This is a genomic window from Reyranella sp. (assembly GCF_050185545.1).
GTDB lineage: Bacteria > Pseudomonadota > Alphaproteobacteria > Reyranellales > Reyranellaceae > Reyranella.
The window spans coordinates 12,143-34,569 of sequence record NZ_JBFWZI010000069.1; the positions used below are offsets into that span (position 1 = coordinate 12,143).

A 22,427-nucleotide genomic window follows, 5' to 3' on the forward strand; every position below is an offset into this window, starting at 1 on the left:
GCGGTCCAAAAGACCATGACCCCTCCATCGCCGTAAGACGGCGACACCTCCCCAGCGGAGCTGGGGAGGAGAATGAGATGCGCTCCTGATGCCCGCTCCCGCCATCGAGCTCACCGGCATCCAGAAGTCGTTCGGCAACGTCCAGGCCGTGCGCGGGGTGTCGCTCAGGATCGAGCAGGGGGCGGTCACCGGCATCATCGGCGAGAACGGCGCCGGCAAGTCGACCCTGATGAGCATCCTCTACGGCCTCTATCACGCGGACGCGGGCGAGATCCGAATCGACGGCCAGCCGGTGCGCATGGACAGCCCGCACGAGGCGATCGCCCGCGGCATCGGCATGGTCCATCAGCATTTCATGCTGGTCGATACCTTCACGGTGCTGGAGAACCTGGTGCTGGGGGCCGAGGGTGGCGCCCTGCTGGCGAGCGGCCTGGCGGCGGCGCGGACCGAGCTGGCTCGGCTCGCCCGCGAATATGGCCTTACGGTCAACCCCGATGCCCGGGTCGCCGATCTCTCGGTCGGCGAGCAGCAGCGCGTCGAGATCCTGAAGGTGCTGTATCGCGGCGCGCGGATCCTCATTCTCGACGAGCCCAGCGCCGTGCTGACGCCGCAGGAGACCGACCAGCTGTTCCGCATCCTCGGCACCCTGAAGGCGCGTGGCGTCACCATCGTGCTGATCACCCACAAGCTGCGCGAGATCATGGCGGTGACCGACCATGTCTATGTCATGCGGCAGGGCCAGATCGTCGCCGACCGGCGCACGGGCGAGACCAGCCCCGAGGAGCTGGCCGAGCTGATGGTCGGCCGCAAGGTGCGGCTCGAGCTCGACAAGGCGCCTTCCACGGCCGGCGAGGTGCTGCTGAAGGCCGAGCATCTCACCCTGGTCGACCGGCGCGGCGTGCGGCTGATCGACGATGTCGACCTCGAGCTCAGGGCGGGCGAGATCGTCGGCATCGCCGGCGTCTCCGGCAACGGCCAGACCGAGCTTCTGCAGGTGCTGTCAGGCATCCGCGCGCCGACCGGCGGCACGCTCACCGTGTGCGGCCGGCGGATCGATGCCCACCACCCTTGCGATCCGGCCGAGATGCGCGATCTCGGCCTCGCGCACGTTCCGGAGGATCGCCTGCGTCAGGGCATGGTGGCGGCCTTCCAGGCTGCGGAGACGTCGATCCTGGGCTACCAGGAGGAGCCACCGTTCTGCCGCAACTTTCTGCTCGACGGGCTGGCGGTGGGCGCGCACTGCGCGTCGCTGATGGAGCGCTTCGACGTGCGCCCGCGTGCGCCGGCGCTGCGCTCGTCGAGCTTCTCGGGCGGCAACCAGCAGAAGCTGGTGCTGGCGCGCGAGATGGCGCGCGAGCCCCGGGTGCTGCTTGTCGGCCAGCCGACGCGCGGCGTCGACATCGGCGCCATCGAGTTCATCCATCGCGAGCTCGTGAAGAGCCGCGACAAGGGCTGCGCCGTGCTCGTGGTGTCGGTCGAGCTCGACGAGATCCTGTCGCTGGCCGACCGCATCTTGGTCATGTTCGCCGGCCGGATCGTGGGCGAGGTCCCGGCCGGACAGGCCGACGAGCGCACCCTGGGCCTCATGATGGCCGGGGCGGCGGCATGAACGCACCGCGCCGGCCTCTGCCCGGCTGGGCCGAGATCGCGCTGCTGCCGCTGGTCAACATCGCGCTCGCCTTCGTCACCGTGGGCGTGATCGTGCGCATCATCGGCGTCGATCCGTTGCAGGCCCTGCGGCTCCTGGTGGTCGGTGCCCTGGGCTCGTCCGAATCGATCGGCTACACGCTCTACTACACGACCAACTTCATCTTCACCGGGCTCGCCGTGGCCGTCGCCTTCCATGGCGGGCTGTTCAACATCGGCGGCGAGGGCCAAGCCTATATCGGCGGGCTGGGCTGCGGGCTCGCCATCCTGGCGCTCGATCGCGTGCTGCCGGCGTGGGCGATGATCCCTCTGGCGATCGTCGCCGCCGCCCTGTTCGGCGCGGCGTGGGCCGCGGTGCCGGCGTGGCTGCAGGCGTGGCGCGGCAGCCACATCGTCATCACCACCATCATGTTCAATTTCCTCGCCGCGGCGCTGATGGTCTACCTGATGGTGAACGTGCTGATCGCGCCGGGCTCGATGACGCCGCAGAGCCGCACCTTCACCGCCTCGGGCAAGTTGCCCAGCGTGCACGAAGTGATGGCCGGCCTCGGCATCGAGGTGGCGCCGTCGGCGCTCAACCTGTCGATCGTTCTGGCGGTGCTGTGCTGCGTCGCCGTCTGGGTGTTCCTGTGGCACACGCCGTGGGGCTATGCGCTCAGGACCATGGGCCACAACCCGGACGCGGCGATCTATGCCGGCACCAGCCTCCGGCGCACGACCATGCTCGCCATGTGCCTGTCGGGCGGGCTGGCGGGCTTCGTCGGCGTCAACGAGCTGATGGGCGTGCACCAGCGCATCGTGCTCGATTTCCCGGCGGGCTACGGTTTCGCCGGCATCGCCGTCGCGCTGATGGGGCGCAGCCATCCGCTCGGCATCGTGCTGGCGGCGCTGCTCTTCGGCGCCCTGCAGCAGGGCGGCGCCGAGCTCGCCTTCGAGATCCCGACCATCAACCGCGAGATGGTGGTGGTGATCCAGGGCCTGATCATCCTGTTCTCCGGCGCGCTCGTGAACCTGCCGCGGCCGTGGCTGCAACGGGTGTTCTCGCTTGCGCCGTCGAGGAAGGGGCAGGGGTCGTGAGTGTCTTCCGGACCGCGGGCGTCTCGCCCGCTCATCCGCATGGTCGGGCGAGACGCCCGCGGTCCGGATGAGCATGAACATTTGATCCCATGGACGACGTCCTCTCCTTGGTCCTGCTCACCCTCGCCGCCACCCTGCGCGTGGCGACGCCGCTGGTGCTGTGCGCCATGGGTGGGCTCTTCTCGGAGAAGAGCGGCATCATCGATGTCGGGCTCGAGGGCAAGATGCTGATGGCGGCGTTCTTCGGCGCGACCGCGGCCGCCGTAACCGGCTCGGCGTGGGCCGGCGTGGCGGCGGCCATCGTCGCCGCCGAGATGATGGCGCTGCTGCACGGCGTGGCCTGCATCACCTATCGCGGCAACCAGGTGGTGAGCGGTGTCGCCATCAACATTCTGGCCGCCGGCCTCACCATCGTGCTGGGCAACGCCTGGTTCAGCCGCGGCGGCCAGACGCCGGCGCTGGTCGGCGACCAGCGCCTGATGCCTATCCTGCTGCCCGGCGCCGGCGACAACATCCTGGTCTATCTCGCGCTCGCCTCCGTCCCGCTGACCTGGTGGACCCTCTCGCGTACGCGCTTTGGCCTCAGGCTGCGCGCCGTCGGCGAGATGCCGCTCGCCGTCGACACGGCCGGCATCTCGGTACCGTGGCTGCGCTACCGCGCGGTGCTGTTGTGCGGGCTGTTCGCCGGTCTGGCGGGCGCCTACATCTCGATCGCCCAGAATGCCGGCTTCAGCCGCGACATGACGGCGGGACAGGGCTTCATCGCGTTGGCCGCCATCATCTTCGGCAAGTGGCACCCCTTCCCTGCGTTCGGTGCCTGCCTGCTGTTCGGCCTGCTCGATGCCATCGCCATCCGCCTGCAAGGCGTGCGCCTGCCGGGCATCGGCGAGGTTCCCGTGCAACTTTTCCAGGCCTTGCCCTATATTCTCACCGTGTTCCTGCTGGCCGGCTTCATCGGCCGCGCCGTGGCCCCCAAGGCGGCAGGCATTCCGTACGAGAAGGAGCATTGATTCTGTTCGGAAAGAGGCTCCGTCCCCGCCCACTCGGGCATAGACGGCCCATGCTTCGTCGGAAGCAAAAGCCGCAGATGAACTCAGCCAGAGATGAACACGGATGCACACGGATGGCGCGAACCCAAAGCCGGGCTCTCCCGATCATGCGTCTGTGTTCATCTGTGTTCATCTGTGGCTAAATTCATCCTTGGCTGAGATCGAGTGAGACTGGTGCGCCGCAGAAAGGAACACTGATGGACGACCTGCTTCATCTCGCCCGACGGATGATGCTGCACGCCCACGCGCCCTATTCGAAATTCCATGTCGGCGCGGCGCTGCGCAGCGAGGACGGCTCGGTCCACGGCGGCTGCAATGTCGAGAACGCCGCCTATCCGCAAGGCCTGTGCGCCGAGGCTTCGGCAATCGCCGCCCTTGTGGGCGCAGGTCAGAAGCGCATCCTCGAATGCGTGGTGATCGGCCCCGGACCGGAGGTCATCACACCCTGCGGCGGCTGCCGCCAGAAGCTGCGCGAGTTCGCGTCGGACGATTTGCCGATCCATCTCTGCGGCCCGGACGGCCTGCATCGCACGGTGACCCTGGGACAGCTCCTGCCGATGTCCTTCGGCCCGCAGCATTTCGGCTAACCCGGGTTTCCGGCCATGAGAGAGGCGATCGCCCGTCGTGCGCCCGGCTTTCAGCCGAAAGTGGCGGTCGTCCTGGGCTCCGGCCTCGGCGGCTTCGCCGACCAGGTGCAGGCGGTGGCGACGATCCCCTACGCGGAGCTACTCGGTTTCCCGCAGACCACGGTGGGCAGCCATGCCGGCCGCCTGGTGCTGGGGCATGTCGGGACGACGCCGGTCGCCGTGCTGCAGGGCCGCGCCCACTACTACGAACGCGGCCGGCCCGACGAGATGAAGGTGGCGATCCACACCCTGGCCGAGATCGGCTGCGAGACGCTGCTGCTGACCAACGCGGCCGGCAGCTTGCGCCTCGACATGCCGCCGGGCTCGGTGATGGCGATCACCGATCACATCAACTTCACCGGCGTCAATCCGCTGTTCGATGTAGCTCCGGGCGACAGCCGCTTCGTCGACATGGTCGACGCCTACGACCCGACGCTGCGACAGGCGCTGCTGGCTGCCGCCGACTCAGCCAGCGTGACATGCCACCAGGGCGTCTACATCTGGTTCAGCGGCCCGAGCTTCGAGACCCCCGCCGAGATCCGCGCCGCCCGTGTGCTGGGCGCCGACGCCGTCGGCATGTCGACGGCGCCCGAGACCATCCTGGCCCGCCACGTCGGCATGAAGGTCGTGGCCCTGTCGCTGATGACCAACTACGCGGCCGGCCTGGTGCCCGGTGCGCTCGGCCACGAGCAGACGCTCGCCGTGGCCAGGACGGCCGCCACTGATGTGCAACGGTTGCTGCGGGCCTTTCTGGAGCGATATGAATAATGGTGCGACCCGCATAGTGCGCACGAACCATGCGCATGGTAGGCTCACAGCCCAGTGCGCATCAATCGGATGGTGCCAATGCCTCGTGAGAATCGGAAACCAGCTCCCAAGCGCCCCACAAATGTCAGTATCCGTGGTGATCTCCTCGTCGCCGCACGCAAAGCGGGGCTCAATCTTTCTGCTACGCTTGAACGTGCCCTGATCGAAGAGCTTGCCGAATCAAGGCGCAAGAAGTGGCGTGAGGAAAATCGGGAGGCGATTGCGGCGTACAACGAGCGCGTGGACCGGCACGGTGTGTTTGCGGCTAGCATACGGCGATTCTGAGTGACGCAGTTCGCGGTTTACCGGAACCAGAACCCGGAAACCAGGGCGACGTTCCCGCTTCTCGTGAATGTGCAATCTGACCTGCTTGGCGAGCTGCATACGCAGGTTGTGATCCCGCTGGCCAAGGCGACTGCGTCCTCGGGGACGGTTGTCCGCTACCTGATGCCCACAGTGCAATTCGAGGGCAAGGCCTACATCTTGATGACCCCGGAACTCGGTGCGATCGCGCGAAGAGACCTCGGTCGTGCCGTTGGCAGTCTTGCCGAGCGCCGTGACACGATAGTCTCGGCACTGGATTTCCTTCTTTCGGGGTTCTGAAGGTGATGATTGCAAGCGCATGTCGTGCGCCGCGTCCAGGAAGCGGCTCCGGATAAACTCGTGCTTCCCCAGGAAATCATCCGCAAGAAGCGCGATGGCCGCGAGCTGTCGGCCGAGGAGATCGCCTTCGTCGTGCGCGGCATCCATGATGGTGGCTTGAGCGAAGGCCAGGTCGCGGCCTTCGCCATGGCGGTGTTCTTCCGCGGCATGAGCACGGCGGAGCGGGTGGCGATGACCCTGGGGCTCTGCCGCTCGGGCGTGCAGCTCGACTGGAAGGACCTCGACCTGCCGGGGCCGCTGATCGACAAGCATTCGAGCGGCGGGGTCGGCGACAAGGTGAGCCTGATGCTGGCGCCGATCGTCGCCGCCTGCGGCGCCTTCGTGCCGATGATCTCCGGCCGCGGGCTCGGCCACACCGGCGGCACACTCGACAAGTTGTCGGCGATCTCGGGCTATGACACCCAGCCCGACATCGCGACCTTCCGCCGGGTGGTGCGCGAGGTCGGCTGCGCGGTGATCGGCCAGACCGACGATCTGGCACCGGCAGACCGGCGGCTCTATGCCACGCGCGACGTCACCGCCAGCGTCGAATCGATTCCCCTGATCGTGAGCTCGATCCTGTCGAAGAAGATCGCCGAGGGACTCGACGGGCTGGTGATGGACGTGAAATGCGGCTCGGGCGCCTTCTGCGACACCGAGGCGATGGCGCGCGATCTTGGCGAGAGCCTGGTCGCGGTGGCCAACCAGGCCGGCCTTCCGACCATCGCCCTGATCACCGACATGGACCGCGTGCTCGGGCGCAATGTCGGCAACGCCCTTGAGGTCGTCGAGGCGGTCGACTATCTCAAGGGCGAGGGCACGCGCGATCTGCGCCTGCACGAGGTCACCATGGCGCTGGCCGGCGAGATGATCGCGCTCGGCCGCCTGGCGCCCGATGCGGCGGCCGGCCGGGCGCTTGCCGAGGCGGCGCTGGCCGATGGCCGGGCGGCGGAGAAATTCGGACGCATGGTGGCCGCCCTGGGCGGACCGGAGGATTTCCTCGCGCAACCCAGCCGCTACCTCGGCCACGCGCCGGTGATCCGGCCGTGCAATGCCGAGGGCTCGGGCCACGTGGCGGGCATGAACGCCCGCGACCTCGGCATCGCCGTGGTGGCGCTGGGCGGCGGGCGCAGCCACGCCGACGACGCGATCGATCCGTCGGTCGGCCTCAGCGATGTCATCGACGTCGGCGCGCCGGTGCGCGCCGGCAGCCCACTCTGCATCGTCCATGCCGCGAGCGACGCCGACGCCGAGGCGGCGATGGACATCGTGCGCCGGGCGATCCGCCTCTCGCCCGCCGCGGTCGCGCCAAAGCCGGTCATCCTGGAGCGCGTCGTCCGGTGAACCGCTCCGCTCTCGACGCCCCCGCTCTCGACGCATACGCACGCGACGGCTTCCTGGTGCTGGAAGGGTTCCTGCCGCCGGCCGAGTGCGACGCCCTGCAGGCGCGCGCGGCCGAGCTGGTGGCGGGCTTCGCGGCGCCGGCGAGGCGCACGGTGTTCTCGACCGGCGACCAGCGACATGCCGACGATCGCTACTTCAGCGAGTCGGGCGACGCCATCCGCTTCTTCTACGAGGAGGCGGCGACCGACCAGCCGACCGCGCTGGCGTTGAACAAGATCGGCCATGCCCTGCACGACCTCGACCCGGTGTTCGACCGCGTCTCGCGACGGCCCGCGCTGGCCGCGCTGGTGCATAGCCTGGGCCTGAAGCAGCCACTGCTGCTGCAGTCGATGTATCTCTTCAAGCAGCCGCATATCGGCGCTCCGGTCGACTGGCATCAGGACGCGACGTACCTCTACACCGTGCCCTCGACCGTGACCGGCTTCTGGATCGCGCTCGACGATGCCGATCGCGACAACGGCTGCCTGATGGCGCTGCCGGGCGGCCACCGCGGCCCGTTGCGCCAGCGCTTCCGCCGCCGCGGCGAGCGGCTTGTCACGGAGACGCTCGACGACACGCCGTGGCCGGCACTCGAGCCGGTGGCGCTCGAGGCGCGGCGCGGCACGCTGGTCGTCCTGCACGGCCTGCTGCCGCACGCCAGCGCGCCCAACCGGTCGGTGCGGCCGCGCCATGCCTATTCCTTGCACGTGATCGATGGCCGTGCCGATTATCCGGCCGACAACTGGCTGCAAAGGCCGACCCTGCCGCTACAAGGATTTGCGTGATCGCCAAGGCCGAACTGCACTGCCATCTCGAAGGCTCGATCCCGCCGGCGCTGGCGCGCGAGCTGGCGCTGCGCAACGGCCTCGAGCTGCCACCCGGGCTAATGGGCGAGGATGGCTTCTATGTCTGGAAGGACTTCCTGAGCTTCCTCGCCGCCTATGACCTCGTCTGCACGACCCTGCGCTCGGCGCGCGATTTCGGTGACGTGCTGTACAGCTACCTGGCCGGCGCGGCGCGCGAGGGCGCGGTCTATGTCGAGATGTTCTGCTCGCCCGAGCGGCCGGCGGCGCTCGGCATCGCCTACGGCGCCTGGCTCGAGGCGCTGGCCGAGGCGATCGACCGGGCGCGCCGCGATTTCGGCATCGAGGGCCGAATAATCATCATCTGCATCCGCCATCTCGGCCCCGAGCGGGCGCTTGCCATGGCGCGGGCGATGGTGGCCGAGCCGCACCGTTATGTCGTGGGCTTCGGCATGGGTGGCGACGAGGCCAGGTTCACGCCGCTCGATTTCGCGCCGGCCTATCGGCTGGCCCACGAAGCGGGTTTCGGCTGCACCGTCCACGCCGGCGAGGTGATGGGGCCAGAAAGCGTGTGGGCGGCGATCCGCGACCTGCCGGTCACCCGCATCGGCCACGGCGTGCGCTCGGCCGAGGATCCGGCGCTTGTGACCGAGCTCGCCCGTCGCGGCATCGTGCTCGAGGTCTGTCCGGGCAGCAACGTCGCCCTCGGGCTCTATCCCGATCGCGCCTCCCATCCGCTGCACCGCTTGATCGACGCGGGAGTCCGCGTCACGCTCAATTCCGACGATCCGCCGTTCTTCCACACCACGCTCGGGACCGAGTACGAGCTGGCGGGCCTGGACGAGGCGGCGTTGAAGCGCATCGCGCGTACGGCGATCGAGGCATCGTTCGCCGACGCGGCTACCCGGCGCAGGCTTTTGGGGGAGATGGAGCCATGATCGCACGCAAGTACCTGGTGTTGGGGAGCGTCCTCGCCGCGTTGTCGACCGGCATGGCGGCCGGCGGCGCCGTCCGGGCGCAGGAGGTGGCGCCCAACGATCTGCTGCTCGCCACCCTGTGGACGCAGCGCTCTGTAGAGTATCGGGCCAACGCGCTCACCGTGTTCGCGCTGGCGAAAATCCGGCTCGACGAGGCGCTGGCCGACAAGAGCTGGACGGCGGCGCCGGCCGAGCAGAAGGACGACTTCCAGAACCTGCCGCCCGCAATCGTGCTCGACGTCGACGAGACCGTGCTCGACAACTCGCTCTACCAGGCGTGGATGATGAAGAACAACCAGACCTTCAGCACCAAGACCTGGAACGTGTTCTGCGCCACCCAGGTGTCGCGCGCCATCCCGGGTGCCCTCGAGTTCACCAAGTATGCCGACTCCAAGGGCGTCAAGGTATTCTACATCACCAATCGCGACGCCTCGACCGAGAAGGACACGCGCGAGAACATGGCGAAGCTCGGCTTCCCGATGGGCGGCAACGTCGACACCTTCATGATGCAGAACGAGCAGCAGGGCTGGGGCAGCGCCAAGGGCACGCGCCGCACCGTGGTCGCCAAGGACTACCGTGTGCTCCTGAACATCGGCGACAATTTCGGCGATTTCGACGACCGCTACCGCACCAGCGAGGCCGATCGCGCCAAAGCGTTCGATTCCGATCTCGCCTACTGGGGCAGGCAGTGGCTGATGATCCCCAACCCGACCTACGGCTCGTTCGACACCGCGACCTACGGCCACGATTTCAAGAAGCCGCAGGCCGAGCAACGCAAGGCCAAGTGGGACACCCTGGAGACCTGGGTCGGGCCGAAACAGTAGACGGTCTTCCGCTGGGAGCGCGCCACTCCGATGGCGCTCATGGGCCGTGTAATCGTCAAGAAGAGCGCCATTGGAGTGGCGCGCTCCCGGCGATGAGCCTCCGAGTCGAAGTCGGGAGCTGAGACCTCAGCGATGCACCGCGGCCGCGCGGGCGGTGCGCCAGAATCCGAGGATCAAGATGGCTGCCGTCGCGAGCTGGACGAGCACGCCCTCGCGCGTGGGGTAGAGTCCGAGCACTTCCACCCGGGGTATGCTCGGCATGGGCAGGCTGTCGACGAGGCCTGCTTCCTGCAGGGCGGCCACGCCCTTGCCGGCGAGAATCACGGCGAGAACGGCGATCAGGATCGAGCTCAGGGCGAAGAACCGGGTGACCGGCAGGCGTCGGCTGTATCTCAGCAGGGCCGAGGCCACGAGCGCCAGCGCGGCTGCGCCAGCCGCTGCGCCCGCGATCATGGCGAGGCTGCCGCCGTCGCTCCACAGGGCGATGAAGAACAGGATGGTCTCGAACACTTCGCGATAGACGACGACGAAGGCCAGCAGCAGGAGGAACCATGCCGAACGAGCCGACAAGGCGCGCGAGAGCTTTTCGCGCACGTATCTCTGCCAGGCGTCGGCCTGGGCCTTGCCGTGCATCCACAATCCCACCGACACCAGGATGACGGCGGCGAGCAGTGAGCCGAATCCCTCGGTCAGCTCACGGCTGGCGCCGCTGATCGAGACGAACCACGTGGCGGCCACCCAGGTGAGACCGCCCGCGATCAGCGCTGCGACCCAGCCGGCATGCACGTAGCGGACGACATCGCTGCGTCCCGCCTTGTGCAGGAAGGCGAGCATGGCGACGACTACCAGCAGCGCTTCGAGACCCTCGCGCAGGAGGATCGTGAAGGCGGCGGCAAAGGTCGTGCCGATGTCCGCCTGTTCGGGGGCGAGCACCCGCTCCGCCGTGTCGAACAGCACCGCCACGCGGGCGGCCCGCTCGCCGAGCGCCTCGGAGCTCTCGCCTTTGGCGATGGCTGCGCGGAAATCGATCATCGCGGTCTCGATACGGCCCATGAGGGCGTTGTCGCGGGCTTTCAGGCTCGGCTCGAGCGGCTCGAAGCCGTCGAGATAGGCCGAGAGCGCGAGATCGGTCGCCTTCTTGCGATCGCCCGCCGCGTAGGCGGCGACGCTGTCCGCCAGCTTCTGGCGCGCGAGCGCGAGAGACTGGCTCGCGCCGGACACCAGCGCTTCGGGATGGCGGCGCAGCCACGCCATGACGGCGAGCGCCTTGTCGTCGTCCATGCCCTGCGCCAGCTCGGCCGGTGTGGTCTGCGTGAGCGCCTGCAGGTTCGGGAGTCTTGCCCGCAGGCCCGGCTCGGCCTGCCACAGCTGCTTGCCACGGTCGGCGTCGGCAGACGAGGAGGCGAGCGTGCCGACATGGAACGCAAGCGCCCAGCGGTCGTCCGCCGGCAAGTGGGCGAAGCTCGTCATCGCAGTGCCTTCTAGGCCCTGGTCGATGACCTGGTAGAGGCCGAAGACGCTGCGCGCCCGAGCCCGCGCGATGTCGGTGAAGGCGACAGGCGGTGGCTCCATTCCCTTTGCCGCCGGTCCATCGCCGGCGCCCATGGCCCCGTGGCAGCTGGCGCAGTGCTCGGCATAGAGGGCGGCGCCACGCGCCGGGTCAGGCGCCCTGGCTGGCGCCAACGGGACCGGATAGGCCGCGAGCAGGTCGTCCTTCAGGCTCTTCGCCAGCCCGGCGACCTCGGCCGGCGGCGCCTTCCGGGCGATGGCGGCCTGGAGAGCCGCGGCGCGGCTGATCAGCGACGGCTGCGCCGGCGTTGCAGGCAGGGCCGCCAGCCGGTCGCGCACCTGCCGGGAGAACTCGACCATCTCGTCGTATTCGGACTGGCTGACGATGCGGCCGTTGTCGGCCACGGCCTCCTCGTAATCGACCCCGAGATAGTCGAGCAGGCGCCAGGCAACGGCGGCCGCCTGGCTGTCCGGCTGAGCCCGCGCCGCCGCGGCGAAGCCGCCCAGAATGAGCCCGACAGCAAGCCACCTGATGACCACGTGCATCGAGAAACACTCTAACCTCTGGCGATTCATTGTCGATCGCACTGCGAATGACTATGCATTTTTTTCGATTTTATAGGCAATGGCGAGCAATGTTGGTGGGGCGCGGTTCTCTGTGGCGGTCTTGCGGACCGGGGGCGTCTCGCCCGATCATGAATTCATGTGCGGGCGAGACGCCCGCGGTCCGGAAGAGCATGAGTACCGCGAAGCGGCGCGCTTGGGTCTCTCCCCGGTGTTCACACCGCGATCTCGGTCTTGGCGTCGAACAGGTGCAGGCGGTTGGGGTTCATCGCCAGCCGGAGGCGGTCGTGGACGCGCACCCGCAGGGTCGGGTCGACGCTGGCGACGAAGGCCGTTTCGCCGGCGCGCGTGTCGAGCACGATCTCGGAGCCGAGCTGCTCGACCACCTCGACCTCGACCTCGAAGCAGAGCTCGGGCGGATCGCCGGTGCCGGCGATGTGCAGATCCTCGGGCCGGATGCCGACCGTCGCCGGCTCGCCGGCATGGCCGGTGGCGCGCTGGGCGAGCGCCGCGGGCAGGCCGATCTTGAAGCCCGGCGCCACGGCCCACAGCGTGCCGTTGGTGGCCGACAGGGTGACCTCGGCGAAGTTCATCGCCGGCGAGCCGATGAAGCCCGCGACGAAGCGGTTGGCCGGAGTGTTGTAGAGCTCGAGCGGCTCGCCGACCTGCTGGACGACGCCGTCCTTCATCACCACCACGCGATCGCCCAGGGTCATCGCCTCGACCTGGTCGTGCGTCACGTAGATCGCCGTCGTGCCGAGCCGCTCGTGCAGTTTCTTGAGCTCGACCCGCATTTGCACGCGCAACTTGGCGTCGAGGTTGCTGAGCGGCTCGTCGAACAGGAAGACCTGGGGATGGCGGACGATGGCGCGGCCCAGCGCGACGCGCTGACGCTGGCCGCCCGACAGCTGGCGCGGCTTGCGCTCGAGCAGGTTCTCGATGCCCAGGATGGCTGCCGCGTCGCGCACTCGCTTGTCGATCTCGGGCTTCTGGAATTTCCGCATCTTCAGCCCGAAGGCCATGTTGTGGAATACGCTCATGTGCGGATAGAGCGCGTAGTTCTGGAACACCATGGCGATGTCGCGGTCCATCGGCGGCAGCTGGTTGACCACCGTGTCGCCGATCAGGATGTCGCCCGAGGTGATCGATTCCAGCCCGGCGACCATGCGCAGCGTCGTGGTCTTGCCGCAGCCCGAGGGGCCGACGAAGACCATGAACTCCTTGTCGCGGATCTCGAGATCGACGTTCTTCACGGCATGCACGTTGCCGTCATAGACCTTGTTGACGTTGCGGATGCTGACCAGCGCCATGTTCGTAACCCCGAGGGCTCAGCCCTTGACCGAGCCGGTGATGCCCGAGACGTAGTGCTCGACGAAGAAGGAATAGACGATCGCCACCGGAATCGAGCCGAGCAGCGCGCCGGCCATCAGCGGTCCCCAGAAGAAGACGTCGCCGCGGATCAGCTCGGAGGTGACGCCGACCGGCACCGTCTTCTCCTCGGGCGAGGACAGGAACACCAGGGCGTAGATGAACTCGTTCCACGACAGCGTGAAGGCGAAGATGCCGGCCGACAGGATTCCCGGCACGGCGACCGGCAGGATGATGTAGACCATCGCCTTCCAGCGCGAGGCGCCGTCGATGCGGGCGCATTCCTCGAGCTCCTTGGGGATGGCCTTGAAGTAGCCCATCATCAGCCAGGTGCAGAACGGGATCAGGAAGGTCGGATAGGTCAGGATCAGCGACCACGGCGTGTCGCCCAGGCGGAAGTTGCGGATGATCTCGGCGAGCGGGATGAAGAGCAGGGTCTGCGGCACCAGGTAGGTGACGAAGATGGCGGTGCCGAGCCCGCCGGCGTAGGGGAAGTTGAGCCGCGCCAGGGCATAGCCCGCCAGCACGCCGCAGAACAGCGAGATGATCGTCGAGACGATGGCGATGAACATCGTGTTCACCATCCACTGACCGAACGATGTCTCCTCGAACAGGTAGAGGATATGGTCCAGCGTCGGATTGTTGGTCCAGAACGGCTGGTAGTTGGCGGCGTTCCACGGCCGGTAGAGCTCGCCGTCCGGCCGGAACGTCGTGATGATCATCCAGTAGAACGGGAACAGCAGGACGAAGACGAACAGGATCAGCGGGATGTTGTAGAACACCCACTTCCGCCACAGCGCACCCTCGATCATGTCAGCTAAGTCTCCCAGCTCATCGCGTTTCGACGCGGCGAATGTACAGGAGCTGCACCACCACGATCAGGAACAGGAAGGGGAACATGGCAAGCGAGATCGCGGCACCCTCCGACAGCAGGCCGGTGCCGATGCCGATCTGGTAGGCGTAGGTCGCGAACAGATGGGTGGCGTTGGCCGGGCCGCCGCCGGTCATGACGTAGACCAGCTGGAAGTCGGCGAAGGTCTGGATGACCGAGAACAGCACCACCACCATGGTGACCGGCAGCAGCAGCGGCCAGGTGACGTGCCAGAAGCGCTGCCACGGCCGCGCCCCGTCGATCGCCGCCGCCTCTTGCAGTTCCGGGCTGATGGTCTGCAGGCCGGCCAGCAGGCTGATGGCGAAGAACGGCACGCCGCGCCAGATGTTGACGATGATGATCGAGGTCATCGCGAGGTCGGGATCGCCCAGCCAGTTGATGCGCTGGGTGATGATGCCCAGCTGGAACAGCGTCCAGTTGAGGACGCTGAAGGTGGGATCGAACATCCACTTCCAGGCGAAGGTCGACAGCACCGTCGGGATGATGAAGGGCAGCAGGATGAAGGCGCGCACCATCGCCTTGCCGCGGAAATTGCGGTTGAGCAGCATCGCCAGCCACAGGCCGAGCGCCAGCTTGAACACCGTGGTCACGCCCGTGTACCAGAAGGTGTTCCAGACCGACGTCCGGAAGATGCTGTCGCTCCAGATCTTGTCGAAGTTCTTGAGGCCGACGAAGCCGCCCTGGACCCCGACGCGCGTGTTGGTGAGCGACAGCAACACGCCCTCGAAGAAGGGATAGGCGATGAACAGACCAAGCAGGATCGCCGTCGGAGCCAGCAGGGTGAGGGCGAGCCAGCGCTCGTCCTCCAGCCGCCGCAGCCGCGGTACGGGCCGGGGTGTCACGTCCGAGACTGCGGTAACTGCCATGCTGGGCTCGTCGTCTGGAGAGTGACCTGAGGTGCCGCTCGCGACCTCAGGCCGAGTAGATCTTCTTCAATTCCGCCTCGGCCCACTTGACCGATTCCTCGGCCGGCATGCCCTGCACGGCCTTGGCGTACATGTCGGTGATGATGTACTTGCTGAGGCCTTCCTGCGCCTTGGCGTCCGGCGGACCGGCGAAGCCCGGCGCCTGGCCGAGCTTGGCCGCGACCTTGTAGGGCGTCATCACGGGGTCGACGTCCCACAGCTTGTCGGACTCCCACTTGGCCGTGCAGGGCGTGGCGAAGCCCTTCTGCGATTCGAAGAACTTGCGGTAGTTCTCCTCGCTGTGCAGGTACTTGAGGAACTCCTTCGCGGCGTCCTGGTTCTTCGAGTACTTCATCAGCATGTTCGACTGCAGCAGGTGGAAGCCGAACTGGCCGGCCGGCCCCTTGGGCAGCGGTGCATGCAGGATGTCCTTGTTCATCTGCACGCCCTTCTCGGTCTTGTACTGGTCGGGCTTGCGCAGCGATTCGATGTAGATCGAGGCGCCGTTCAACGTCGCCGAGATGGTCTGGGACAGGAAGGCACGATTGTTGTTGGTGTCGTCCCAGGCGAGGCCGCCCTCGTCCATGCCGTCCTTCCACAGGCCGGTCATGAACTTGACCGATTCGATCGTCTCCTTGGTGTTGAGGACCACCGTCTTGCCGTCGGCCTCGACCTCCTTGCCGCCCCATGACCAGAGATACGGATAGGTGAAGCCCGGTGCGTCGCCGAAGGTATGGCCGAGCGTCTGGCCGAACGGACGTCCCTTGGCCTTCAGCTTCTTGGCCGCGTCGCGATAGGTCTCCCAGGTATCGGGGAACTTGGTGATGCCGACTTCTTCGAACCACGACTTGCGGTAGGCGATCATGCCGCCGATCACGGCCCACGGCATGCCCATGAACATCTTGCCGTTCGAGCAGATGGCGCGGGCGTATTTGTAGAGGCCGCCCTCGCGCTTGCCGACGTCCTCGGCGATCGCGCCGACGTCGACCACCGAATTGGCATAGAGATGGGTGTAGCTGTTGAACGACATGATCAGGTCGGGACCGGCGCCCGACTGGATCGCCGCCGTGATGCGCGGCTGCAGGTCGTTGCCGTTCACCGTCTCGAGATTGATCTTCATGCCCAGCGCCTTCTCGGCCGCCGGCATCATCTCCTTGCGAAACATCTGGTCGGTCGCAGGAACGAAATCGACCCACTTGAGCCAATGCACGGTCTTCTGCTGGGCATAGGCCGGCGCCCGGCCGGTGGCCAGGATGCCCGCCATGCCGCCCATCGAGGCAGCTGCGGCACCGCCGGCAAGCTTAAGCACGCTACGACGCTTAGTTTTCGACATACAATTTTCCTCCCAAGGATCCGCCTCGTTGGACGGCTTGCTTATTGGAGCATCGTAGGCATCACGAAGCACACGGCGCAAGCTATTCATGCTCCTCCCCGGCTCCGCTGGGGAGGTGTCGCCGTCTTACGGCGAAGGAGGGGTCATGAGCTTGTGGCTGGGAGCGCGCGACTCCTGTGGCGCTCATGGGATGTGTAATCACCAAGAAGAGCGCCATCGGAGTGGCGCGCTCCCAGCGCATGATTCATGACCCCTCCGTCGCCGTAAGACGGCGACACCTCCCCAAGCCTGCGCTTGGGGAGGAGGAACCCGCTACAGCAGCTCCGGATCGAGCGTGAACAGTTCTTTCGCCTTGCCGACGCCGCGCAGGGCGAAGCGGCCGACCGAGACCAGGCGGGCGCGTTCCTCCGGCGGCAGGGCGTCGGCGAAATCGGCCGAGACCAGCATCGGCCGGTCGACCGAGCGGCACATCGAGGCGATGCGGCTGGTCTCGTTGACGGCCGGGCCAACGACGGTGAAGTCGAGCCGTTCATTGCTGCCGATATTGCCGTAGAACACCTCGCCGACATGCAGGCCGATATAGACGGAAGTGGTCGGCCGCTCCTCGGCCCGGCGACGCTCGTTGAGCTCGTGCACACGCGTGCGCAGGATCTCCTCGGCCTTGAGAGCGCTTCGGGTAGCCTCCGCCGGATCGTCGGCGCGGAACAGGGCGAGCGTGCCGTCGCCGATCAGCTTCAGGACGTCGCCTCCTGCCTCGTAGATCGCGGTGATCACCGCTTCGGCATAGTCGTTGAGCAGGGGGATGATCTCGCCCGGCGGCGCCGAGTCGGTGATGGTGGTGTAGCTGCGCAGGTCGGAGAACCACAGAGCCGCTCCGATGCGGTCGGCAATGCCACGCTGGATGCGACCCTGGAGCACCCGTCGGCCGGCATCCCGGCCGAGGTAGACTTCAACCAGCGTGTCGGCGATGCGGGCCAGCGCCGCGCTCTTCATGGCCAGTCCGAGCGCCGGAACGAGCCGGCGCAAGGCCGCCATGTTGGCATCGCTGAATCCGCCGGGGTGTACCGTCGACCATGAAGAGTAGACGCAATCCATCTCGCCGATGGTGGCATCGCTGGCAAAGCGATAGACCAGGGCGACGTAGTCGGTGTGGCCTGCCTCCTTCACCTCCTGGATGGAGGGGAAATCGTCCGGGCCGCCGCAACAGAGGCGCCGGCGCAGCTCCTCTCCACCCGTCTGCACCAGGTGATAGAATGGGCTGCGCTGCCACGATGCCGCGGCCTCGCCTTCGGTGGTACGGCCATACTGGGTCGCCGCCTGTTCCTCGACATTGTCGTTGCGCCAGCGGAAAACCGTGCCTTCGTGCACCGGATGCAACGTGTCGATGACGACGAGTGCACGCGTGATGGGCAAGCCGGCCGCATCGCATTGCTCGCAGAAGTCCTGCAGAAGATCGGTCTCTGCCGTTCCCTTGAGGCCGCGGCGGACGAGCCAGTCGGCGAGCCGATCGACATCGCTGGTCTGCATCGCCCCTATATGGGACGCGATCGCCTGCCCGTCGAGCGTTGGCGGCTCAGCCGACGATCAGCAGCAGGCGTCGGAGGATGCGGCGACCGCGGCTGCACGGCAGCTCGTCGGCCGGGCGCGGCGTCGGCAAGGGCTGGCCCGACTGCACCAGCTTGCCCAGATGCAGGCGCGTGTTGCGCGACAGCGCGCGCAGCGTCTCGTCTTCGGTGTATCCGGCGGCGGTCACGCCCGGCAGATCGGGAATCCACCCGACGAAGCGTCCGTCGTCCGCCCGCTCGATCAGCGAGTAATAGCAGGCATCCACCATATCCACATCCTCTTTGGGGATATGCTTCGGCGGGCCTCGGAGAGGGCGCATTGATTTGGATCAAACGGCCATGCCGCGATTCATGGCTGGGGGGCGCGCCACTCCGATCGCGCTCGGAGTTCTTGGACCGCGGGCGTCTCGCCCGCTCTTCGCATGGGCCATGAGCGGGCGACACGCCCGCGGTCCAAATGAAGAACCATGAGCGCCATCGGAATGGCGCGCTCCCGGCGATGAGCTCAACTCGCCGCGCTGTCGCGGAAGTGACAGGCAGCGTCGTGCCCCGGCGCCACCGCCTCCAGCACCGGCTGCTCGGCCGTGCAGCGGTCGGCCTTCATCGGGCAGCGTGGGTTGAACGGGCAGCCAGGCGGCGGGTTGAGCGCGCTCGGGATCTCGCCGTGCGCCTTCGATCGGGCGACCAGCGCATCGGCGCGATGGAACGGGTCGGGGATCGCCGCGATCAGGGCGCGCGTGTAGGGATGGCGCGGATTCTCGAAGATCTCCTGCCAGCCGCCCTGCTCGACGATGCGGCCGAGATACATCACGGCGACGCGGTCGCTGACGTGCTCGACCACCCCGAGATCGTGGCTGATCAGGATGTAGCTGAGCCCCAGCTCGTCCTTGAGCTCGAGCAGGAGGTTGATGATCTGAGCGCGGATCGAGACGTCGAGCGCCGACACCGGCTCGTCGCAGATCACCAGCCTGGGCCGCAGGATCAGCGCCCGCGCGATGCCGATGCGCTGGCGCTGGCCGCCGGAGAACTCGTGCGGGTAGCGGTCGGCATGGTCGGGCCTGAGGCCCACCTTGGCCATCATGTCCATCACCCGCTCGTTCACTTCTGCCTTGTCGCTGACGCCGTGCAGGCGCAGCGGGTCGGCCAGCGTGCGGCGCACCGTCTGGCGCGGGTTGAGCGAGGCATAGGGGTCCTGGAACACCATCTGCACCGTGCGCGCCGTCTCCATGCGATCGCGCGCCGCGAGCGAATGGCCATTGAGCGAGACCTCGCCGCTGGTCGGCGGCACCAGCCCCATGATGGCGAGCGCGAGCGTGGACTTGCCGCAGCCCGATTCGCCCACCAGGCCCAGGCACTCTCCGGGCTTGACGTCGAGCGTGACGCCGTCGACCGCCTTCAGGGTCTTGACGCCGCCGCGCAAGGCGCTGCCCACGGTGAAATGCACCGCGAGATCGCGCAGTTCGAGCAGCTGGTCAGCCATGATGATGGCACCGCACCAGCCCGCCGGCCGGCAGAGGGGTGATATCGGGCGCCTCTGCGCGGCAGACCTCGCTCACCGCCGAACAGCGCGGGTTGAAGCGGCAGCCCGGTGGATAGGCCGCGATGGTCGGCACGACGCCGGAGATCTCGCGCAGCCGCTGGCGGCCGCGCCGGGCGCGCTCGCCGAGGCGCGGCAGCGAATCGACCAGGCCCTGCGTGTAGGGATGGCGCGGCGTGGCGAAGATCGCCTCGGCACCCTGCGCCTCGACGATGCGGCCGGCATACATCACGGCGACGCGCCGGCACATGTTGGCGACCAGGCCGAGATCGTGGCTGATCATCAGGATCGCCGTGCCCTTGGCGGCGCACAGCTCGCGCATGAGATCGATGATCTCGGCCTGCACCGTGACGTCGAGCGCGGTGGTCGGCTCGTCGGCGATCAGCAGGTCGGGCTCGCAGGCCAGCGCGATGGCGATCATGACGCGCTGGCGCATGCCGCCCGACAGCTGGTGCGGGTAGTCGCGGATGCGCCGCTCGGGCGACGGCACGCGGACCTGGCGCAGCGACTCCTCAGCGCGGTCCATCGCCTCGTTCCAAGACGCGCCCTGGTGCAGCACGAACATCTCGGCGATCTGGCGGCCGACCGGCGAGAGCGGATTGAGCGCCGTCATCGGTTCCTGGAAGATCATGCCGATGCGACTGCCGCGCAGCCGGCGCATCTCGGCGGAGCTGGCGTCCTGGATCTCCTCGCCGTCGAGCACGATGCGGCCGCCGGCCAGCGACAGCGGCCGGCGCAACAGGCCCATGACGGCGAGCGCGGTGATGCTCTTGCCGCAGCCCGATTCGCCCACCAGCCCGAACGCCTCGCCGCGGCCGATCTCGAACGAAACCTCCTCGACCGCGTTGTGGCTCGCGCCGGCGCCGGCCAGCGCAATGCGCATGTTCTCGACCAGAAGGAGGGGCGTGGTCATGCGCGGCGCGTCGTCGATTGCGGGTCGAGGATGTCGCGCAGCCCATCGCCCAGCAGGTTGAGGCCGAGCACGGTGAAGAAGATGGCAAGGCCGGGAAACACCGAGAGCCACGGCGCGGCGCGAATCTGGTCGCGCGCCTCGGAGAGCATGCTGCCCCAGCTCGGGAAGGGCGGCCGGATGCCGAGGCCGAGGAAGGACAGCGCCGCTTCGGCCAAAATGGCGCCGCCCATGCCGAGCGTGGCGATGACGATCAGCGGTCCCAGGATGTTGGGCAGCACCTGGGTGAACATGATGCGGAGGTCGCCGTAGCCCAGGATGCGGGCGGCCTGGACGTAGCCCTGGCTCTTCAGCGACAGCACCTGGGCGCGGGCGATGCGGCAGGAGTAGGACCAGCTGGTGAGCCCGAGCGCGATCACCAGGCTCAAGAGGCCGGGGCCCAGGATCGCCATGATGGCGAGCGCGAAGACCAGCGAGGGGATGGCCAGCATCAGGTTGGTGAGGCCGCTCACCATGTCGTCCCACCAGCCGCCCCAGTAGCCGGCGGTGAGGCCGAGCGTGACGCCGATCAGGCTGTTGCAGATCTGGCTGACCACGCCCACGGTGAGCGAGATGCGCGCGCCGTAGCAGATGCGCGAGTAGATGTCGCGGCCCTGCGCGTCGGTGCCGAACGGGAACTCCCAGGAGGGCGGCAGCTCGGCATTCATCAGGTTGGCGTCCATCACCGGATCGGTGATGGCGATCCAGGGCGCGAAGATTGCCACGCCGATCGCGATCGAGACCAGGGTGCCGCCGACCCAGGTGTTGGAACCCCACTTCACCTGAAACACCTCAGCCGTAACGGATGCGCGGATCGATGACGACATAGGCGAGGTCGACCAGCGTGTTGATGAACAGGAAGAACAGCACGATCAGCAGGATGCAGCCCTGGACCGCCGGCATGTCGCGCTGGAACACCGAATCGACCATCAGCGAGCCGACGCCAGGCCAGGCGAACAGCTTCTCGACCACCACCGCCTGGCCCATCAGCGAGCCGAACTGGAGGCCGACGATGGTGATCACCAGCACCAGCGCATTGCGCAGCACGTGCCATTTGACGACCCGTGGCTCGCTCATCCCCTTGCTGCGCGCGGTGCGCACGAAGTCGGCGTTGAGCACGTCGAGCACGGCGGCGCGCGTGGTGCGGGCGAGCAGCGCCATCGGGCCGACGCCCAGCGCCATCGCCGGCAGGATCAGGTTGCGGAGGCCGCCGTCGCCATAGCCGAAGCTCGGCAGCCAGTTCAGGGTGAGCGCGAACAGATACATCAGCATCAGCCCGAACCAGAACTGCGACAGGCTGAGGCCGGAGATCGCCGTGACCATCGACACCGTATCGATCAGGCTGCCCGGCCTGAGTGCCGCCAGGAAACCCAGCGTGACGCCGACCACGATGGCGAACGCCATGGCGGCCAGCACCAGCTTGAGCGACGGCCAGATGCGCACACTGATGAGCTTGGTCACCGGCTCGCGGGTGCGGAACGAGGTCCCGAGATCGCCGGTGGCGACCTTGCTGACATAGTTCAGGAAGCGCTCGTGCAGCGGGTCGTCGAGCCCCATCTCCTTGCGCATGCGCTCCATGACGGCGGGGTCGACCATCGACCGGCCGTCCTCGTTCATGCCCGAGATGAAGCTGCCCGGCAGGACGCTGAACAGCAGGAACACCAGCGCCACGACCGCGAGCACGGTGGGAACGACATTGCCGAGACGGCGGGCGAGGACGAGGAGCATTCTTATCTCCTCCCCAGCTTCGCTGGGGAGGTGTCGCCGTCATACGGCGACGGAGGGGTCATGGAGCCTTCACCCTTATTCGAGACGCCCGTCGATCTCAGGTCGATGCAAGGCTTCGTAGATCGTTTCGAGGATGGAATCGGTTCGCGAAAGAACATCCTGGTTCCAAAATCGCAGCACACGGAATCCATTCGACCGGAGAAGGGCATCGCGGCGGGCATCGTAGGCCGATTGCTCGACGT

23 protein-coding genes are annotated in these 22,427 nt (G+C 67.4%); 11 read left to right on the plus strand and 12 right to left on the minus strand.

Going from position 1 to position 22,427, the window contains the following annotated elements:
* Positions 1-88: 88 nt before the first annotated feature.
* The 11 genes from AB7O82_RS19065 to AB7O82_RS19115 all read left to right on the plus strand — a co-directional run bounded on the left by AB7O82_RS19065 (position 89) and on the right by AB7O82_RS19115 (position 9,835).
* Positions 89-1,609, plus strand: a complete 1,521-nt coding sequence (locus tag AB7O82_RS19065) for an ABC transporter ATP-binding protein (protein ID WP_428544974.1) — start codon at positions 89-91, stop codon at positions 1,607-1,609.
* Entirely contained in the window at positions 1,606-2,724 is a 1,119-nt protein-coding gene (locus AB7O82_RS19070; protein WP_428544977.1) for an ABC transporter permease, read from the plus strand. Before AB7O82_RS19065 ends, AB7O82_RS19070 begins: the two co-directional genes overlap by 4 nt.
* Positions 2,725-2,813: 89 nt before the next feature.
* On the plus strand, positions 2,814-3,734 hold the full coding sequence (locus tag AB7O82_RS19075; RefSeq protein ID WP_428544980.1) for an ABC transporter permease: 921 nt from the start codon (positions 2,814-2,816) through the stop codon (positions 3,732-3,734).
* A gap of 236 nt (positions 3,735-3,970) precedes the next feature.
* Positions 3,971-4,360 carry a cytidine deaminase gene (locus AB7O82_RS19080; RefSeq protein WP_428544983.1) on the plus strand — a complete coding sequence of 130 codons (390 nt, stop codon included), beginning with the start codon at positions 3,971-3,973 and terminating at the stop codon, positions 4,358-4,360.
* 15 nt (positions 4,361-4,375) lie between these two features.
* On the plus strand, positions 4,376-5,167 hold the full coding sequence (locus AB7O82_RS19085) for a purine-nucleoside phosphorylase (RefSeq protein WP_428544986.1): 792 nt from the start codon (positions 4,376-4,378) through the stop codon (positions 5,165-5,167).
* A gap of 78 nt (positions 5,168-5,245) precedes the next feature.
* Positions 5,246-5,491 (plus strand): type II toxin-antitoxin system CcdA family antitoxin, encoded by a 246-nt coding sequence (locus AB7O82_RS19090; protein ID WP_428544989.1) that lies wholly within the window; start codon positions 5,246-5,248, stop codon positions 5,489-5,491.
* Positions 5,492-5,809 (plus strand): CcdB family protein, encoded by a 318-nt coding sequence (locus AB7O82_RS19095; protein ID WP_428544992.1) that lies wholly within the window; start codon positions 5,492-5,494, stop codon positions 5,807-5,809.
* Between the two features lie 60 nt (positions 5,810-5,869).
* Positions 5,870-7,192, plus strand: coding sequence for a thymidine phosphorylase (deoA, locus tag AB7O82_RS19100; protein ID WP_428544995.1), 1,323 nt, complete (start codon positions 5,870-5,872; stop codon positions 7,190-7,192).
* Positions 7,189-8,016, plus strand: a complete 828-nt coding sequence (locus AB7O82_RS19105; RefSeq protein ID WP_428619946.1) for a phytanoyl-CoA dioxygenase family protein — start codon at positions 7,189-7,191, stop codon at positions 8,014-8,016. The genes deoA and AB7O82_RS19105 overlap by 4 nt, the downstream gene beginning before the upstream one ends.
* Complete coding sequence (gene add / locus AB7O82_RS19110; RefSeq protein WP_428545001.1) at positions 8,013-8,972, plus strand: adenosine deaminase; 960 nt, start codon at positions 8,013-8,015, stop codon at positions 8,970-8,972. The genes AB7O82_RS19105 and add overlap by 4 nt, the downstream gene beginning before the upstream one ends.
* A complete protein-coding gene (locus AB7O82_RS19115) occupies positions 8,969-9,835 on the plus strand; it encodes a 5'-nucleotidase, lipoprotein e(P4) family (protein WP_428545004.1) in 867 nt (288 codons plus the stop codon). The genes add and AB7O82_RS19115 overlap by 4 nt, the downstream gene beginning before the upstream one ends.
* Before the next feature lie 126 nt (positions 9,836-9,961).
* Here AB7O82_RS19115 and AB7O82_RS19120 read toward each other — a convergent pair whose 3' ends face one another.
* From AB7O82_RS19120 to AB7O82_RS19175, 12 genes are all read right to left on the minus strand, one after another.
* The gene (locus AB7O82_RS19120; RefSeq protein ID WP_428545007.1) at positions 9,962-11,890 is read right to left on the minus strand and encodes an FTR1 family protein; all 1,929 of its coding nucleotides are present in this window, start codon (positions 11,888-11,890) and stop codon (positions 9,962-9,964) included.
* A 233-nt stretch (positions 11,891-12,123) separates the two neighbouring features.
* A complete protein-coding gene (locus AB7O82_RS19125; RefSeq protein ID WP_428545010.1) occupies positions 12,124-13,218 on the minus strand; it encodes an ABC transporter ATP-binding protein in 1,095 nt (364 codons plus the stop codon).
* Between the two features lie 18 nt (positions 13,219-13,236).
* Complete coding sequence (locus AB7O82_RS19130; protein ID WP_428545013.1) at positions 13,237-14,088, minus strand: carbohydrate ABC transporter permease; 852 nt, start codon at positions 14,086-14,088, stop codon at positions 13,237-13,239.
* A 19-nt stretch (positions 14,089-14,107) separates the two neighbouring features.
* Positions 14,108-15,034, minus strand: a complete 927-nt coding sequence (locus AB7O82_RS19135) for a carbohydrate ABC transporter permease (RefSeq protein WP_428619948.1) — start codon at positions 15,032-15,034, stop codon at positions 14,108-14,110.
* A gap of 46 nt (positions 15,035-15,080) precedes the next feature.
* A complete protein-coding gene (locus tag AB7O82_RS19140; protein WP_428553616.1) occupies positions 15,081-16,406 on the minus strand; it encodes an ABC transporter substrate-binding protein in 1,326 nt (441 codons plus the stop codon).
* Positions 16,407-16,718: 312 nt separating this feature from the next.
* Positions 16,719-17,933, minus strand: coding sequence for an adenylate/guanylate cyclase domain-containing protein (locus AB7O82_RS19145; RefSeq protein WP_428619950.1), 1,215 nt, complete (start codon positions 17,931-17,933; stop codon positions 16,719-16,721).
* Between the two features lie 46 nt (positions 17,934-17,979).
* Positions 17,980-18,240, minus strand: a complete 261-nt coding sequence (locus tag AB7O82_RS19150; protein WP_428553621.1) for a type II toxin-antitoxin system HicB family antitoxin — start codon at positions 18,238-18,240, stop codon at positions 17,980-17,982.
* A gap of 236 nt (positions 18,241-18,476) precedes the next feature.
* Complete coding sequence (locus tag AB7O82_RS19155; RefSeq protein WP_428553623.1) at positions 18,477-19,451, minus strand: ABC transporter ATP-binding protein; 975 nt, start codon at positions 19,449-19,451, stop codon at positions 18,477-18,479.
* A complete protein-coding gene (locus AB7O82_RS19160; RefSeq protein ID WP_428553626.1) occupies positions 19,444-20,421 on the minus strand; it encodes an ABC transporter ATP-binding protein in 978 nt (325 codons plus the stop codon). The genes AB7O82_RS19155 and AB7O82_RS19160 overlap by 8 nt, the downstream gene beginning before the upstream one ends.
* Entirely contained in the window at positions 20,418-21,239 is an 822-nt protein-coding gene (locus AB7O82_RS19165; protein WP_428553629.1) for an ABC transporter permease, read from the minus strand. Before AB7O82_RS19165 ends, AB7O82_RS19160 begins: the two co-directional genes overlap by 4 nt.
* A 10-nt stretch (positions 21,240-21,249) precedes the next feature.
* Positions 21,250-22,185: an ABC transporter permease gene (locus tag AB7O82_RS19170; protein WP_428553631.1), complete on the minus strand. Its 936-nt coding sequence runs from the start codon at positions 22,183-22,185 to the stop codon at positions 21,250-21,252.
* A 75-nt stretch (positions 22,186-22,260) separates the two neighbouring features.
* On the minus strand, positions 22,261-22,427 hold a 167-nt coding region (locus AB7O82_RS19175), incomplete at its 5' end, for an endonuclease domain-containing protein (RefSeq protein WP_428553633.1).